13 protein-coding genes are annotated in these 15,719 nt (G+C 64.4%); 5 read left to right on the forward strand and 8 right to left on the reverse strand.

Annotated elements, in window-relative coordinates; translation table 11 throughout:
* Positions 1-56: 56 nt before the first annotated feature.
* The 6 genes from ppnN to grxD all read right to left on the reverse strand — a co-directional run bounded on the left by ppnN (position 57) and on the right by grxD (position 8,976).
* Positions 57-1,454: a nucleotide 5'-monophosphate nucleosidase PpnN gene (gene ppnN / locus ACVWWJ_RS17305; RefSeq protein ID WP_159894969.1), complete on the reverse strand. Its 1,398-nt coding sequence runs from the start codon at positions 1,452-1,454 to the stop codon at positions 57-59.
* 336 nt (positions 1,455-1,790) lie between these two features.
* A complete protein-coding gene (locus tag ACVWWJ_RS17310) occupies positions 1,791-5,060 on the reverse strand; it encodes a TonB-dependent receptor (RefSeq protein ID WP_456968855.1) in 3,270 nt (1,089 codons plus the stop codon).
* A 268-nt stretch (positions 5,061-5,328) separates the two neighbouring features.
* Positions 5,329-7,038, reverse strand: coding sequence for a lysophospholipid acyltransferase family protein (locus tag ACVWWJ_RS17315; RefSeq protein ID WP_456968856.1), 1,710 nt, complete (start codon positions 7,036-7,038; stop codon positions 5,329-5,331).
* Positions 7,039-7,225: 187 nt separating this feature from the next.
* Positions 7,226-7,822, reverse strand: coding sequence for a YhgN family NAAT transporter (locus ACVWWJ_RS17320; protein ID WP_456969733.1), 597 nt, complete (start codon positions 7,820-7,822; stop codon positions 7,226-7,228).
* 60 nt (positions 7,823-7,882) lie between these two features.
* On the reverse strand, positions 7,883-8,656 hold the full coding sequence (locus tag ACVWWJ_RS17325; protein ID WP_456968857.1) for an SDR family NAD(P)-dependent oxidoreductase: 774 nt from the start codon (positions 8,654-8,656) through the stop codon (positions 7,883-7,885).
* Positions 8,653-8,976: a Grx4 family monothiol glutaredoxin gene (grxD, locus tag ACVWWJ_RS17330; RefSeq protein WP_159895234.1), complete on the reverse strand. Its 324-nt coding sequence runs from the start codon at positions 8,974-8,976 to the stop codon at positions 8,653-8,655. Before grxD ends, ACVWWJ_RS17325 begins: the two co-directional genes overlap by 4 nt.
* Before the next feature lie 107 nt (positions 8,977-9,083).
* On the opposite strand from grxD, the gene ACVWWJ_RS17335 reads away from it, so the two are divergent.
* Positions 9,084-9,662, forward strand: a complete 579-nt coding sequence (locus tag ACVWWJ_RS17335; RefSeq protein WP_159895232.1) for a superoxide dismutase — start codon at positions 9,084-9,086, stop codon at positions 9,660-9,662.
* A 177-nt stretch (positions 9,663-9,839) separates the two neighbouring features.
* Here ACVWWJ_RS17335 and ACVWWJ_RS17340 read toward each other — a convergent pair whose 3' ends face one another.
* Together ACVWWJ_RS17340 and purE are read right to left on the reverse strand one after the other, a co-directional pair.
* Positions 9,840-10,994 carry a 5-(carboxyamino)imidazole ribonucleotide synthase gene (locus tag ACVWWJ_RS17340; RefSeq protein WP_200851882.1) on the reverse strand — a complete coding sequence of 385 codons (1,155 nt, stop codon included), beginning with the start codon at positions 10,992-10,994 and terminating at the stop codon, positions 9,840-9,842.
* Positions 10,991-11,506, reverse strand: coding sequence for a 5-(carboxyamino)imidazole ribonucleotide mutase (purE, locus tag ACVWWJ_RS17345; RefSeq protein WP_159895230.1), 516 nt, complete (start codon positions 11,504-11,506; stop codon positions 10,991-10,993). Before purE ends, ACVWWJ_RS17340 begins: the two co-directional genes overlap by 4 nt.
* A 77-nt stretch (positions 11,507-11,583) precedes the next feature.
* Here purE and ACVWWJ_RS17350 point away from each other — a divergent pair, with 77 nt between their 5' ends.
* From ACVWWJ_RS17350 to ACVWWJ_RS17365, 4 genes are all read left to right on the forward strand, one after another.
* The gene (locus ACVWWJ_RS17350; protein ID WP_159895228.1) at positions 11,584-11,874 is read left to right on the forward strand and encodes a Trm112 family protein; all 291 of its coding nucleotides are present in this window, start codon (positions 11,584-11,586) and stop codon (positions 11,872-11,874) included.
* A gap of 78 nt (positions 11,875-11,952) precedes the next feature.
* A complete protein-coding gene (locus tag ACVWWJ_RS17355) occupies positions 11,953-14,235 on the forward strand; it encodes a DUF1631 domain-containing protein (protein ID WP_456968858.1) in 2,283 nt (760 codons plus the stop codon).
* Between the two features lie 61 nt (positions 14,236-14,296).
* Complete coding sequence (nadC, locus tag ACVWWJ_RS17360; protein WP_456968859.1) at positions 14,297-15,175, forward strand: carboxylating nicotinate-nucleotide diphosphorylase; 879 nt, start codon at positions 14,297-14,299, stop codon at positions 15,173-15,175.
* 40 nt (positions 15,176-15,215) lie between these two features.
* The gene (locus tag ACVWWJ_RS17365) at positions 15,216-15,611 is read left to right on the forward strand and encodes a DUF3301 domain-containing protein (RefSeq protein WP_159895222.1); all 396 of its coding nucleotides are present in this window, start codon (positions 15,216-15,218) and stop codon (positions 15,609-15,611) included.
* Positions 15,612-15,719 lie beyond the last annotated feature (108 nt).

Below are 15,719 nucleotides of genomic sequence, written 5' to 3' on the forward strand. Positions count from 1 at the left end.
TCGTTCAGATTGTAGAAAGACGGCGCCGCGCGAGGCGCGACGCCGTCTAAGTAGTTTTACGTACGCACGACGTAGCAGGGCTCGTAAGCCGTGCCACCGGGAAGCTTCATGCGGTGCTGCCCGACGAACGCCTTCAGCAGGTCGTCCAGGGCACGCATGATCTCTGGCTCGCCGTCGATCACGAACGGGCCGAACTGTTCGATCGCACGCACGCCCTCCTCCTTGACGTTGCCGGCAACGATGCCCGAGAACGCACGACGCAGGTCGGCCGCCAGTTCGTGACGCGGACGGTCACGATGCAGGGCAAGACCCGCCATCGCCTCATGCGTGGGACGGAACGGCTGCTGGAAAGGCAGCGGGATGTCCAGCGCCCAGTTGAAGAAGAACGCGTCCTTCGTGTCCAGGCGGTGGTTACGCACCTTGTCGATGCCGGTGACCATCGCGTGCGCGACAGCGGCCGGGTCGTCGATGATGATCTTGTAGTGCGTAGCGATCTCATCACCAAGTGCGAGACGCAGGAAGCGGTCGATCTGCTCGAAGTACGACGCCGAGTTCTTCGGGCCGGTGAAGATCAGCGGGAACGGTATGCCCTTGTTTTTCGGCAGCAACAGGATGCCGAGCATGTACAGGATTTCTTCCGCCGTACCGACACCGCCCGGAAACACGATGATGCCGTGACCGAGACGGACGAAGGCCTCGAGGCGCTTCTCGATGTCCGGCATGATCACCAGGTTGTTGACGATCGGGTTCGGCGACTCCGCGGCGATGATGCCCGGCTCTGTCACGCCGATATAGCGATTGCCCTTGCGACGCTGCTTGGCGTGCGCAATGGTCGCGCCCTTCATCGGGCCCTTCATCGCGCCCGGGCCGCAACCCGTGCAGATGTCCATGGCGCGCAGGCCGAGCTGGTAACCCACCCGCTTGGTGTACTCGTACTCGTCGCGCGAGATCGAGTGGCCACCCCAGCAAACGACCAGGTTGGGATCGATCTGCGGACGCAGGATGCGTGAGTTGCGCAGGATCTCGAACACGGCGTGCGTGATGCCTACGCTGTCGTCCAGGTCGAACGCGCCGGCTTCCAGCTGCGTCGACACATAAACGATGTCGCGCACGACGGCGACGAGCAGCTCGTTGATGCCGCGGATGATGCGGCCATCGACGAAGGCCTGTTCCGGGGCATTCTTCAGTTCGATCTTGATGCCGCGGTCTTCCTGCAGCACCTGGATATCGAAGTCGGGATACTTCCCGAACATGCTGCCCGGATCGTCCGAAAGGTTGCCCGATGTCAGTACCGCCAGCGCGCAACCGCGCAGCAGCTGGTGCAACCCGGACCCGCTGGCGTCGCGCAGGCGCGCGACCTCGTTGCGGGAAAGGATATCGAGGCCGCCGGCCGGCGAAACGCGGGCGCTGACCGTCTTGCCGGATACCGGCTCCCCGAACTGAATGGCATTCATGGTGTGACTCGTCCTTCTGACCGCGAATTAGCGGCGAACCCCGCTCCGGATCGGGAGCGGACCGCCTAGGATCACGCGCGGCGGGCGCAGGGGTCAAGAGCACCCCCTCCTGCGGGAGCCGCTTCAGCGGCGAAACGGGACATGTGGGAGCCGCTTCAGCGGCGAAACGGGATATGTGGGAGCCGCTTCAGCGGCGAAAAGCCTACGGAGCGATGACGCCGCCCCCCATCGCCGATGAATCGGCTCCCACAAAAAGCCACAAAAAAAGCCACAAAAAAAGCCGGCACCTTTGCAGGTGCCGGCTTTCGTTTGAGACGGTCCGTTGTCCCGTCGAACTTAGAACGTGTACTTCACCGTCAGCAGGACGGACCAGCGCTGGGCGAGGTCGTCGTTGTTGTTGACGTAGGTCGGAATCGCGAGCGGCTGGTAGTTATTACCCGAGGAGTAATTCTTGCCCGTGATGTCGTAGATGTACTTGTTCGTCGCGGTGTCGATACCGGCGTAGTCGGCCAGACCGCGGCCGCCCGGGAAGTTCACGCGCTTCTCGATACCCCAATGCTTGTTCAGCATGTTGGTGAAGTTGTAGATATCAAGCTTGATCAGGCCCTTGTTGCCCTTGAAGATGCCCGGGATTTCCTGGCTGAAGCTCAGGTCGATCTGGTTGATCCAGCCCGCACGGTCGCCGTTACGCGCGGCCGTCTTGCCCTGCTCGTGCTTGAGGTAGTCGTTGTTCTGGATGTAGTCATAGAACGACTGCTGCAGCGCGGCGCTGGTACCGGCCTTGAACTCGACCTGGCCTTCCTTGGGAACGAAAGCGACGTCGTTGGTCTGCCCGTCGCCGTTGGCATCGTTGCCGAAGGCCCAGGTGTACGGGGCGGCCGAGTGGCCGTCGTAGAACACGCTGGCGGTGGTGTTGTACTGGCCGAAGAAGGCGTGCTGCCAGGTCAGCGCGGCGATCACACGACGCGGGGTCGAGTAGTTCGACGTGCTGGCCTTGTCTTCGTTCGAGTTGAGGACGTAGTTGTTGTTCCAGTTCGAGCTGGCGACGCTGGAGGTACCCGGATTGACTTCCGTCGAACGGCTCCAGGTGAAGCCGACCATGCCGGACCAGTCGTCAGAGAAGTTCTTCTTCAGTGAAAGTGCCAGGCTATCCGCCTCACCCTTGCTCGTATTGCCCAGCTCGATGTTGTTACCGGAGAACTTCGAGTTGGCGTTGTTACGCGCCCGCTGGCCAGTCGCATTCGCGGCATCCGTGGTCCGGTAGTAGTTGGCACGACCATCCGGGGCAATTCGCATGGGTGCGCCGAGGTTGGTGTTCTTGAAGTAGATGGCATCGCGCTGGTCGATATGCTCGTAATCAACCGTCGCGACCAGGCCCCACCACGGCAGCTCCTTGTCGAAGCCAAGGCTCAGCTTCCAGGCCGTCGGGATGTTCCAGTCCTTGGTGACGGTGTTGACCGTCATCGTGCCGCCTGCCGCACCATTGTTCTGCGCGGCAGCGTTGGAACTGAAAGCCGGCAGGTTCGTGGTGCAGGGGAAGGTGCCACCGTTCGTCGGGCCGCAGGCATACTGGGTCTGGGTCACGCCGGAATTCGAGAAGATGTTACCCAGCCACACCGCCGGCTGGTTGGTCACGAACAGGCCAGCGCCACCACGCAGCTGCGTCATGTGCTCGGTGTTGAACTGGTAGTTGAACGACATGCGCGGCTGGAAGACGCGGTGGCCGTCGATGTTGTACTGGTTGGTCTGGCCGTAGTTCGCCGGAGCGGCGTAAGTCGCGTTGTACAGCGGCTTGTCGTTCATCAGCGGAATGTCGACGCGGAAGCCGTACTGGATCGACAGGTTCTGCGTTGCCTGCCACGTATCCTGCAGGAACACGCCCCACTGCTGCAGGCTGTACTTGGCGGCAACGTCGTTGAGGCCCAGATTATCGGCCGGACGGTTGTACGAGTACTTCCAGTACTTGCCGTTGGCGAAGTTGGCGAGACCGTTGTTGGCGCCGTTCGCAGCCGGCAGTTCTTCGAAGGTGTAGCTGCCGAAGGCGCCCTGCAGGAACAGGTTGTAGTAATCGTCCTTCTCGTAGTCGAAGCCGCCCTTCACGGTGTGGTCGCCGAGGTACAGCGAGCCGGCCCATGCGGCGTTCCAGGACTTCACGTTAAGCACGTTCTGCTGGCTCGAGAACTCCGAACCGAACTCCACCGCGCCGCCGTTGGCGAGCGTGGTCGGGTAAACCGTCACGTCCGGCATGTCCGGGCCGTTCGGCGTGCGGTTCTGACCGAACTTTGCGTACGACAGGGTCGTATCGCTGGAGAAGATGTCGGACCAGTCGTCGTAGAAATGCAGCGCGTAGGACTTGTTGTCGACGCTGGTGTTGTACCAACCCGTCGACAGCACCAGCTTGGTGTCGGAGCCCGTGATGATGGGCTTCTGTTCCTTGGTTTCGCTGTAGGTGAAGCTGGCGCGGTGGTTGTCGGTGATGTTCCAGTCCAGCTTGCCGAGGTAGCGCTTGTCCTGGAGGTTCTGGTTACCGCCGCCGACCGAGCCGATGTCGCCAAAACCGAGGCCCTGGGCGATGCCGCGAATCTGGTTGAGCTGCGCCGTGGTCAGGTTCTTGACCGGGATGGTCGCGCCGGAATCGGACGGGCCGTACGGGCTACCCGAACCGATCTGCTCGCTCTTCTCGTACAGGCCGAAGAAGAACAGCTTGTCCTTGATGATCGGGCCGCCGACGGTGCCGCCTGCGGTGAACTGGCGATCAAAGCCGGCGTACGGCTTGTTCGCTTCGTTGTCGCCGATCATGTTCTGGTTCTGGAACGCGTAGTACACGGAACCGTGGAAGTCGTTCGTACCGCTCTTGGTGACGGCGTTGATATTGGCGCCGACGCCGCGACGCGTGGCCACGTCGTAGTTCGCGGTGGAGATGTTGTATTCCTGGATCGCGTCCTGCGAGATCGGCGTGCCGAGGGTCGGCAGGCCGTTGGCGTTCAGGCCGAACGGGTCGTTCGCCGAAACGGAATCGACCGTGATGTTGTTGTAGCGGCTGTTCTGGCCGACGGCCGAGATTTCGCCACGTGCACGATCCGACACCACGATGCGCGGGTCGAGACGGACAACGTTCTGGATGGAACGACCCGGCGTCGGGATCGACTCGAGCTGCTGGTTCGAGATGTTGGTCGACAGACCCTTGTTGTCCGGCGAGAACGTCTGCGACAGCGAGCTAGCCGACACGGTGACGCCTTCGAGCGCCTGGGCGTTCGCACCGGCAGCCTGCTCGGCGGTGAGGTTCACGGCATTGGTCTGGGCCAGCTGCAGGAACACGTTGTCCTGCTGGGCGACCGTGTGGCCGTCCTTGGTGGCGGTGACGTCGAACGGACCGCCAACGCGCAGGCCCTGGGCGGAGTAGCGGCCCTCGGCATCGGTCTGGACGATCTTGGTGGTGCCGGACGGCTCGTGGACGAGCTTCACTTCGGCGTTGGCCACCGGCTTGCCGCCGGCATCCAGGACGCGACCGCTGATGGCGGAAGAAGTGTCCTGCGCAAAGGCAGGTGCCGCGAGCAGCGATGCGATCGCGAGCGGCAGAAGTTTGGCGCGGATACGGCTATTCATCTAATGGTCTGCCCTGTGTCTTGCAACGAAAATTTGGCCGAACGAAAGGCCACCTGGCGGTTAAGCCGGGCTGACGCAGTCGTTGAGCGATCCCCAATTTTTTTTACGAGTGGCCGATGTGATCCGGATCACGCAACCGATCCGGGCGGCGACACTTGTTAAGCGAACTTTAACGGGATTCTATGACAGATTCGTAACATTTTCACGCAACATTGATAAATACCACTTTTTCCTAGAGGTGCGCCGTTTCGGCGCACCTCCATGAATCTCAAGCAGTTTTACCAAGGTAACGGGATCGCTTCGCAGGTTTCAGGGAAGCCAGATCGAGCATCACGAGGCCGTCGACGCATCCGGAGAAGTCCGGATCTTCGCCAAACGCAAGAAACTGGACGCCCGTGGGCTCGACCAGATCGACGTATTGGCGGTACAGCACCGGCAGGCTCACGCCAAGGGCGTCCAGACGGTGTTTGAGCATGCCCAAGCCAGCGGCAGGGTCGAGGCCTTCCAGCTCGGCGCGGATCGCGACGCTTGTCGCGTCGGGCACGACGAATGGCAGACGGGCGGTGGCAAGGCCTTGAACACCAAAGAAATGCTGGTGCGCCACGGTGATCCACTCGCGCGCCTCACGCGGCATGCTGACCGACATGCTCACCGGCCCGAACACGTAGTGAAGTTCCGGATGGCGCTGCAGGTAAAGGCCGATGCCCTGCCACAGGTAGTCCAGCGCACGCGAACGCCAGTAGGCCGGCGCGACGAAACTGCGGCCCGCCTCAAGACCTTGCGCCAGACGCGATTCGAGCGCCGGCGAGTAATCGAAAAGACTTGAGGTGTAGAGCGCCGACATGCCCCGCTCGGCGATCAGGCGACCGCCGTGACCGAAGCGATACGACCCGACGATGCGCAGGGCCTTGGGATCCCAGAGCACCAGGTGTTCGTAGTAGGGATCGTAAGCATCGAGATCGCGACGCTTGCCGGTACCCTCGCCGACGCGGCGGAACGTGAGTTCGCGCAAACGACCGATCTCACGCAGCGCGGCACTATCTTGCGAGCCCTGCAACAGCAGGATGCGCTTGCCATCGGGCAGGTCCGCAAGAAATTCGGCCTTGTCCAGCTCGGCGACGACGCGCTCGATCGGTTCCGGGTGCGCCAGCGGCGTTTGTCCGCCGAACACCAGGTCGCGACCGCGGCCCACGCGGTACACGTGGCGCCGCATGAGTTTGGCGGCCTGCTCGGGCGAACCGCCGCTGAGCTTCTTGAGCTCTTCCGCGTCGACGAGCTTGCCGATGCGGAAACCCACACGCTGCTTGCCGGAGGTCGCTTCACGCGGAAGCATCGCCGTGCTCAGCGGCTTGGCCAGCATCGATACGCCGTAGAACATGGCCGAGTTGCGAGCGGCGATATGCACGGGCAATACCGGCACGCCGGTACGCATGGCAATGCGCGCAAAGCCGTCGGACCACTTCGCATCGCGAACGCCACCCGGGCCCATGCGGGAGACTTCTCCCGCGGGGAAAATCACCAGGACTTCGCCAGCCTCGATCGAACGGAAGATGCCACGCATCTTCGATGCGCCACCCTTGCCGAACACGTCCACCGGCAACAGCAACGGGCCGAGCTGCGGCACGGCCGCGAGCACGTCGTTGCCCAGGATGCGCACGTCGCGGCGCACGGTGCTGATCATCTGCAGGAGCGCAATCGCGTCCACCATGCCCAAGGGATGGTTGGCGACAACGAGCAGCGGCCCTTCCACGGGAATGTTTTCGCGCTCGCGCTCCGTGATGCGACAGCTGACGCCGAGGTAATCCAGCGTGCGCTCGCAGAAGTCGAAGCCCAGCGCCGTGCCGGCGTGGTCGAGGGTCTGGTTGAAGCGGCTCTCGTGGGCGAGCTTTTCCAGCATGCCGACGAGGGGTTTACGAAGCAGTGGGTGCTGGTCCAGCCAGGGGATGCGCTCGGCCAGGGTCTGATCGATGCTCAGCATGACTTGGGCTCCCTTTGACTGCGGACGGGGAAAACCGTGCGGGGCCGGGGCGGAGTCGTGATTTTCATACCTTCGAACGTCCTCAGTGCCCCTTGAGGGGGCTACGACACGTGCCCAAAGGTAGACGGCGCCTACCCCCGGACATGCTCGCGTTGAATTATGACAGCAACCCTACTGCCTCGTATGTTCATACGGCAATGTGCAGATAGGCAGACAGGCCGGTCAGGAACATTTGCACCGACAAGGCGATCAGCAGCATGCCCATCAGGCGCTCGAGCGCGGTGAGTACACTCTCGCCCAACCACTTGAAGAGGAAGGTGGAGCTGAGCAGGATCACTGCCGTCGCCAGCCAGGCCAGGAACAGGGCGATGCCCCACTCCGCTGTACGGCCAGGTTGTGAATTGGTCAGCAGCAGGAGCGCCGCCATCGCGGAGGGACCGGCCACGCCGGGAATGGCCATGGGCACGATGAAGGGCTCGCCCTCCCCCTGCTTGCCGAACACGCCACCCTCGACGGGCGGGAACACCATGCGGATACCGATCAGGAACAGCACGATGCCGCCACCGATGCTGACCGACTCCTGACGCAGCTGCAGCACCCTGAGGATGTACTGACCGCCGAGCAGAAAGCCGATCAGCACCGCGAGGGCGATCAGCAGCTCACGCACCATGACCTTGCGGCGGCGTTGCGGCGGTACATCCTTGAGCAGGGCGAGGAATAGCGGGATGTTGCCCAGCGGATCCATGATCAGGAACAGCAGGATGCCCGCGGACAACGTCGTCATCTGCGCTTCCATGTGGAACTCCTTTGTGGCGCGCCCTTGAGGCCAGGGCGTCGCAATACGTCAGTGGGTGTGGCGAATATCCAAGACAGCACCGCGCGCATCGGCGCCGGCACCAGAAAGCAGGTAAACGATGGCCTCTGCCGATGCCGTGGGCAGCGGACGTTCGAGGGTGTTCTCGCCGTAATAGGCAGCGCGGCGCAGGGCTGTGCGCATCGGCGCGGGAAGCAGGGCATGCACGCGCATGCTGCCCTTGCCATTCTCGGCATGCAGTACGGCGGCCATGCGCTCCACGGCCGCCTTCGACACACCGTAGCCGCCCCAGTGCGCACGCGACACCAGGTCGGCGTCGTCGAACACGAACACGACGGCACTGTCATCGGCCTTCGTGAGCAAGGGCATGCAGGCCTGCGTGAGGGCGAAGGGCGCAGAGACGTTCACCTGCATCGCCCGCAGCCAGTCGTCCGGCTTGTGCATGGCGATGGGTGTCAGCTCGTTGAAGTGAGCCGCGGCGTGGACCACGCCGTCCAGGCGGCCAAATTCCTTCTCCAGGCCGTCGGCGAGCGCGGCGTAATCGTTCGGCGTCGCGCTTTCGAGGTCCAGTGGGTGAATGACCGGCTCGGCACCACCGATCGCGACGAGTTCGTCGTAGAGCTTTTCCAGTGCTCGCACCTTGCGTCCCGTGATGACCACGGTCGCTCCGGCGCGGACCACGGCCTTCGCGGTTTCGCCACCGAGGCCTCCCGTGGCGCCGGTGACGACGATGACGCGGCCAGCGAGCGAGCCCGTACCCGGGGCCCAGCCCTCAGGCAGGCCCACGGATGCCCATGCACTCACGACTCGGCCCCGGCGACTTCCACCGCCATGCGCTTGAGTTCACCGGCGGCGTGGAGGTCTTCGACGATGTCGCACCCACCGATGAACTCGCCGAGCAGGAACAGCTGCGGAAAGGTCGGCCAGTTCGAGTAATGCGGCAGCCCTGCGCGCACGCGCGGATCGGCCAGGACGTTGACCGAGAAGAAGTTCGCGCTGGCGGCCTCGAGCGCTTTGACAGCGCGATCGGAGAAGCCGCAGGTAGGAAATTCCGGCGTGCCTTTCATGAAAAGCACGATGGGATGCGCCGCTACGGTGGCCTTGATCTCGTCTACGACGTCCATAGGTCGGATTTCATCATTAGAATGCTGATAGTTGCGTAGTGTAGCAGTGACGCGCCTTGCGCCCTGCTTGTCCCTTTCCCCCCAGCCAACGCTAAGGAGTCCCGCACATGGCGATCGAACTTCCCCCGCTTCCCTACGAGAAGAACGCCCTGGAGCCGCACATCTCCGCTGAAACCCTCGAGTTTCATTACGGTAAACACCACCAGACCTACGTCACGAACCTCAATAACCTGATCAAGGGGACGGAGTTCGAGGGCAAGGACCTGGTCGATATCGTGAAGTCCTCCTCGGGCGGCATCTTCAATAACGCCGCGCAGGTCTGGAACCACACCTTCTACTGGAACTCGATGCGCGCCCCGGGCGGCGCCGAGCCGCCGGCCAAGCTCGCCGATGCCCTGACCAAGGCGTTCGGCGGCGTCGACAAGTTCAAGGAAGAGTTCGCCAAGAGCGCCGCCGGCAACTTCGGCTCGGGCTGGACCTGGCTGGTGCAGCGCCCGGATGGCTCGCTGGCCATCGTCAACACCTCCAATGCCGCCACGCCGATCACCGGCAGCGACAAGCCGCTGTTCACCGCGGACGTCTGGGAGCACGCCTACTACATCGACTACCGCAACGCCCGTCCGAAGTACCTGGAAGCGTTCTGGAACATCGTCAACTGGGACTTCGCGGCGAAGAACCTCGCCTGATTTCCTGATGTGGAACGAAAAAAGGCCAGGTCTCGCGACCCGGCCTTTTTTGTAGGAGTTTTTTTGTGGGAGCCGCTTCAGCGGCGATCCCGCGGCAGCGGGCCAGCGATTGGCAAGCACCCATCGCCGCTAAAGCGGCTCCCACAAGGAGCGGGAGCGGGCTCTTCACCGCAGGGGTTAGCCCAGCAGGTCGACAGCGGGGGCTACCTGCTCTTCGCGACCCAGGGCCGCACCGACTTCGGCCAGGCGGGTGCGCAAACTGCCCGCATCAGGCGCACACAGCGTGGCGTGACCGACCTTGCGACCGGGGCGAGCCTCCTTGCCGTAGTCATGCCAGTGGCTGTCGACCGCTGAAAGCACCGGCGTCGGGTCGGGCATGTCGCCGATCCAGTTGAGCATGGCGCTGGCGCCGCGCACGCCAGTGTCGCCCAGCGGCAGGCCGAGGACGGCGCGCACGTGGTTCTCGAACTGGCTGGTGTGAGCACCCTCGATGGTCCAGTGGCCCGAGTTGTGCACGCGGGGGGCCATCTCGTTGCCGAGCAGATCCCCACCGCAGACGAACAACTCCAGCGCAAAGACCCCGACGTAGTCGAGTGTCTCGGCAATCGTCCGGGCGTGGGCGACGGCGGCCTGCTCCAACGCGTCCGAGGTACCGGGAGCGGGTGCGAGGCTAAGCGAGAGAACGCCGTCGACGTGCCAGTTGCGAGTCAACGGCCAGGTGCGGAAATCGCCATCACGGCCACGAACCGCAACGACCGAGAGTTCGCGATCGAAGGGCACGAAGGCCTCGAGGATCAGGCCGACCGATGCGGCGGCCTCGCCGAGCGCGGCCCAGGCGGCATCGATATCGTCTTTGGTCTTGAGCCGGAACTGGCCCTTGCCGTCGTAGCCCAGGCGACGTGTCTTGAGGATCGCCGGCGCGCCGATGCGCGCGACCGCACGAACCAGGTCGTCGCGATTGTCGACCGGCTCGAAGTCCGGGGTGTTCAGGCCGGAGGCACGGAACAGGGTTTTCTCGGCCAGTCGGTCCTGGGCGACCGACAGCGCGCCCGGATTCGGGAAGACGTGGGTCAGCCCGGCCAGACGCTCGGCTGTCGCGGCGGGGACGTTCTCGAAATCGAAGGTGACCACGTCCACGCGGGCGGCGAAGGCTTCCAGCGCCGCGTCGTCGTTCCAGTCGGCGACCACGAGCTCACTGACCTGGCCGGCGCAGGCGTCAGCCGAGCCGTCGACCACGAGGGTGCGCACGCCCAGCGGGGCGGCGGCGAGTGAAAGCATGCGGGCGAGCTGGCCGCCACCGAGGATGCCGACCGTAGGCAGTTTGCGGGTCACGTGCGCGGATCCGGATTTTCCAGGACCGTGCGCGTCTGCTCGGCCCGGAAGGCGTCCAGCGCGGCAGCCACCGAGGCGTCGTGCAGGGCCAGGACCGAGGCCGCCAGCAGGGCGGCATTGGTTGCGCCCGCGCGGCCGATGGCCAGGGTTCCCACCGGAATGCCGGCCGGCATCTGGGCGATCGACAGCAGGGAATCCATGCCGTTGAGGGCCTTGGACTGGACCGGCACGCCGAACACGGGGAGAGCCGTCTTCGCGGCGATCATCCCCGGAAGGTGGGCGGCGCCACCGGCCCCGGCAATGATCACCTGGATGCCGCGACCACGGGCGGTGTCGGCGTAGTCGAAAAGGAGGTCGGGGGTGCGGTGGGCTGAGACCACGCGAACCTCGTGCACGATCCCCATGCGGGTCAGCGTGGTCGAGGCGTGCTCCATCGTTTCCCAGTCCGAACGCGAGCCCATCACCACGCCAACGCGCGGTGCGTTCGCCTCGTTCACCTCGTTGGAAGTCATGGCCGGAGCACCCAAAAGTCGCTATTGTAAGTGCATTCCCGATCTACATACAGGTTGGCCCTTTGCGGCCGCTCCCAATGGACAAGCGCCTAATCGACATCCTCTGTTGCCCCGTCAGCAAGCGACCGCTGCGCCCGCTCACGGCGACCGAACGCGACAACCTCAATACCGCCATCCGCGCCGGCAGCCTCGACACCGTCGCTGGCGAAAAAGTGGCCGAGCCGATCACCGAGGGGCTTATCACCACCGACGGCAAGCTGGTCTATCGGGTAGAGGACGGCATCCCCGTCATGCTCCCCGAGGCGGGCATCGGCACGACCCAGTTGCAGGGCTTTACGGCCGAATCCGGCCTCGCGCAAAATCCGTGACGCGAGTCACACTTTAAAGCATCCGTTCCCGCACAATGGCCCCTCGGGCGGGGGCCAGTAAGAATCCAGAGAAGCGTGATGACCAACGCGAGTGAGCCGTCCAACGTCGTTGACCTGAGCCAGCGCCTCGACCCGCGCAGCGAGCGTGTGGGCGCCCTTCTGGTCACCGTGCGGGGGCTCGCTACCAAGCGCCTCCACGCGCTCGCGACCAACATGTTCGAGAACATCGACGACGCCCTCTTCGACCTTGCCGAGAAGGCGGAGAACAATGCGGCACAGACGCAGTTCTTCGATGGCATGCGCGAAGTCCGCAAGAAGCGCGCCATCGTCGAGCGCACCTTCCTCGGCCAGGTCGCCCGCGATCTGGCCGATTTTTCAGCCGGCCGCACCCGCGCTCCCAATGCCGATGGCGCCGCCCGCCCGCTGGCCAACATCGAGCTGAGCCTTGTCGGCGAGAACGAGCTGGAAGAGTCGCTCGCCATCACCAGCATGATCGGCAAGAACGAGCAGCGCCTCGCGCGCGCCCTCTTTGCCGTCAACCAGCGCCTGTCCGTGATCTGCGGCGGCGCCAAGATGGACGACGCCTCCAACCCGGTCGGCCCCGCCGCCCTGGCGGCCGCCTTCCGCCAGGCCATGCGCGAGCTGATGGTCGAGGTGCGCGTCAAGCTGATCATCTACAAGCTGTTCGACCGCTATGTGCTTGCCGGCATCGACGAGCTCTACGACGACATCAACAACGAGCTGGCCGCCGCGGGCGTGCTGCCGCAACTGCGCCACGAAATCTCCACGCGCCGCAGCGACGCACCGGCACCCATCGGTCCGGCCACCAACGCCGTGGCGCCCCAGCAGGCCGCAGCCAGCGTGCCGGTCACGGATGTCGCGGCTGCCGAGTTCATGCAATCTCTGCACGCCCTGTTCTCGGCACGTCGCGACAGCGCGTCCCTGGTCATGGGCACTGCCACCTCCGCGCCGATCCAGACCGGCCCGCTGCCTAGTGCCGGCGAGCTTCTCGGTGCGCTGACCCTGCTGCAGAGCCAGATCGCCAGCCTGCCCTCCCACGCGACATCCCTGGCTACCCAGGCCGATGTCACGCGCGATGTCGCTCACCTGAAAGAGCAGCTGCTCGCGCAGATCGGCCAGCTCCGCGGCCAGCACACCTCGCACGTGTCCGGCGTGGATGAAGACACCATCGACCTGGTGGGCATGCTCTTCGAGTTCATCCTCGAAGACCACAACCTTCCGGCCGAGATGCAGGTGCTGCTCGCGCGCCTGCAGATTCCTTACCTGAAGGTCGCCCTGCTCGACCGCCGCATGTTCGCGCACAAGTCGCATCCGGCGCGCCAGTTGCTCGATGCCCTCGCGGATGCCGCCAAGGGTTGGTCGGCGGAAGCCGATCGTGACGGCCGCCTGTTCGACAAGGTGAAGTCGATCGTGGAGCACCTGCTTCACGACTTCGACGACGACGTAGTCATCTTCACGCGGCTCGCCGGCGAACTGCAGGAATTCCTCGACGTCAGCCGCAAGCGTGCCGAGCTCGCCGAGCAGCGCGTGGCCGAATCCACCCGCGGCCGCGAGAAGCTCGAACAGGCGCGTCGCCGCGCCGCTTCGGAAATCGTCACCCGTATCGGCGGCGCCGCGTTGCCGCCACTGATCTACGGTGTGCTCACCCGCGCCTGGGCGAACTACATCGTGCTCACCCTGCTTCGCCAGGGCGACGAGTCCCCCGAGTTCCACGAGTCGCTGCGCTTCATCGACGATTTCATCGCCAGCGCGCGCCCGGTCTACGACCTCAACGGTCGTCGCGACCTGCGCTCGCTGCTGCCGGGTATCGAACGCTCCCTGCGTCGCGGCCTGGCTTCGGTGGCCTTCCAGGAAGGCGACACCGAACAGCTGCTCGGCCAGTTGCATGCGTTCTATCGCCAGCAGCTGGGCGAATCCACGCCTGAAACCGAGTCAGGCACGCTCGTTTCCAGCGTCCTGCCGCTGCCGGAATCCATCCAGGCGATCGAAGAGCCCACCCTCGAGCCCGAGCAGGACGACGAAAACGAAGCCCTGATGGACGAAGCCTTCGACGAGCGCAACCTCGCCCAGGCCCGTGACCTCAAGGTGGGACAGTGGCTTGAATTCACGGGCGAAGACGGCACGACCGATCGCGCCAAGCTGTCCTGGGTCAGCCCGATCAGCGGCCGCTTCCTGTTCGTGAACCGTCGAGGCCTCAAGGTCGCCGATCACAGCCTCGCCGGTCTTGCCCAGGCCTTCGCCAACGGCACGGCACGCCTGCTCGACTCCACCCTGCTGTTTGACCGCGCGATGGACGCCATCGTCGAGCGCCTGCGCCAGCCGGAAACTCCCGCCGCGTGACTCCCCAGGGACGGAAGGCCGCGCTAAGGTAGCGGCCTTCCTCCACGGACAGCCCGACACGATGCGCTCTCCCGATACGCGACACCTTGCCGACGCCCTGCCGCCGGCCAGTGAGATTCTTGCCGACGTCAAACGCGCTTTCGCCGAGGACATCGGTCCGGGCGACGCGACCGCCGATTTGCTCGACGCGGATGCGACCGCGACGGCCGTGCTGACCTGCCGCGAAGATGCCGTGCTCTGCGGCTCAGCCTGGTTTGAAACCGCGTTCCGCGAACTCGATCCTGAGGTCCGCATTGAATGGCTCGCGCACGATGGCGACCGTGTTCCTGCCGGATCGACCGTTTGCCACCTTGCCGGCAAAGCCCGCGCCCTGGTGACCGCCGAGCGCTCGGCCCTCAATTTCCTCCAGCTGCTCTCGGCCACGGCGACGGTCACGTCGCGCTATGCCGATGCCATCGCCGGAACGCGCACGAGGGTGTTGGACACGCGCAAGACCTTGCCGGGCCTGCGGCGGGCCCAGAAGTACGCTGTGCTTTGCGGCGGCGGCACCAATCACCGCATCGGCCTGTTCGACGCGATGATGCTGAAGGAAAACCACATCATTGCGGCGGGCGGGATTCCTGCCGCCGTCGCGGCTGCGCGCCGGATCCATCCGACGCTTCCGCTTATCGTCGAAGTGGAAACGCTGGACGAGCTGGGCCAGGCACTGGAAGCCGGTGCCGATCGCGCACTGCTGGATAACTTCACGCCTGCGATGCTGACCGAGGCCGTAGCGTTCACCGCCGGGCGCATGCCGCTGGAGGTCTCGGGCAATGTCGAGATCGATACGATCCGGGCTATTGCGGAGACCGGGGTCGATTTTATTTCGAGTGGGGCACTGACCAAGAACGTGCGGGCGATCGATCTTTCCTTGAGGCTGGATGTGAAGCACGGGGGCTGAGGGGCTTGTGGTCCTGCCGACGCGGCCACACACTGACCCCATGGCTTCCTTCTCCGATCTGTTCTGGCTCATGGCCCTGGCTGCTGGTATCGCCAGCTGGTATCGGTTGACCCGTGCACGCGAGGTCGCGGTACGAGCCGCGGCGGCACTCTGCAAACGGAACGGGCTCCAACTGCTCGATCAGAGCGTCGGCCTACGTTCCATTCGCCTGCAGGGCGTCGACGGAGTGCGCCGCCTGGAGCGCTGCTATGTCTTCGAAGTAAGCGAAGACGGCCAGACGCGCGAGATGGCGCGTCTGTGGATGGCCGGCCATGAGGTGGTGAGCTTTTCGCTGCCGATGGCAGGCTCGCCCGCGCTGGAGACGGTGGTCGCTACCGATTCGATCGTGCATGGCGCGAACGTCATTTCTCTGGCCGACCGGCGCCGGCTGCACTGAGGCAGAGATCGTGTGGGAGCCGGCTGTGCCGGCGATGGGTTTACCGCAGACTGGCTATCGCCGCTGAAGCGGCTCCCACACAAAACTCCCACACAAATAAGCAGAACC

The organism is Luteibacter sp. HA06, assembly GCF_054061215.1.

What these genes read in the sequence shown, in the direction of transcription:
- ACVWWJ_RS17350 (WP_159895228.1), top strand. Translation starts at nt 11,584, where the DNA reads ATGGACAAGCGCCTAATCGACATCCTCTGTTGCCCCGTCAGCAAGCGA.
- ppnN (WP_159894969.1), bottom strand. Translation starts at nt 1,454, where the DNA reads ATGAATGCCATTCAGTTCGGGGAGCCGGTATCCGGCAAGACGGTCAGC.
- ACVWWJ_RS17320 (WP_456969733.1), bottom strand. Translation starts at nt 7,822, where the DNA reads ATGACGACGTTGTCCGCGGGCATCCTGCTGTTCCTGATCATGGATCCG.
- ACVWWJ_RS17335 (WP_159895232.1), top strand. Translation starts at nt 9,084, where the DNA reads ATGGCGATCGAACTTCCCCCGCTTCCCTACGAGAAGAACGCCCTGGAG.
- ACVWWJ_RS17355 (WP_456968858.1), top strand. Translation starts at nt 11,953, where the DNA reads ATGACCAACGCGAGTGAGCCGTCCAACGTCGTTGACCTGAGCCAGCGC.
- ACVWWJ_RS17315 (WP_456968856.1), bottom strand. Translation starts at nt 7,038, where the DNA reads ATGCTGAGCATCGATCAGACCCTGGCCGAGCGCATCCCCTGGCTGGAC.
- ACVWWJ_RS17365 (WP_159895222.1), top strand. Translation starts at nt 15,216, where the DNA reads ATGGCTTCCTTCTCCGATCTGTTCTGGCTCATGGCCCTGGCTGCTGGT.
- grxD (WP_159895234.1), bottom strand. Translation starts at nt 8,976, where the DNA reads ATGGACGTCGTAGACGAGATCAAGGCCACCGTAGCGGCGCATCCCATC.
- purE (WP_159895230.1), bottom strand. Translation starts at nt 11,506, where the DNA reads ATGACTTCCAACGAGGTGAACGAGGCGAACGCACCGCGCGTTGGCGTG.
- nadC (WP_456968859.1), top strand. Translation starts at nt 14,297, where the DNA reads ATGCGCTCTCCCGATACGCGACACCTTGCCGACGCCCTGCCGCCGGCC.
- ACVWWJ_RS17310 (WP_456968855.1), bottom strand. Translation starts at nt 5,060, where the DNA reads ATGAATAGCCGTATCCGCGCCAAACTTCTGCCGCTCGCGATCGCATCG.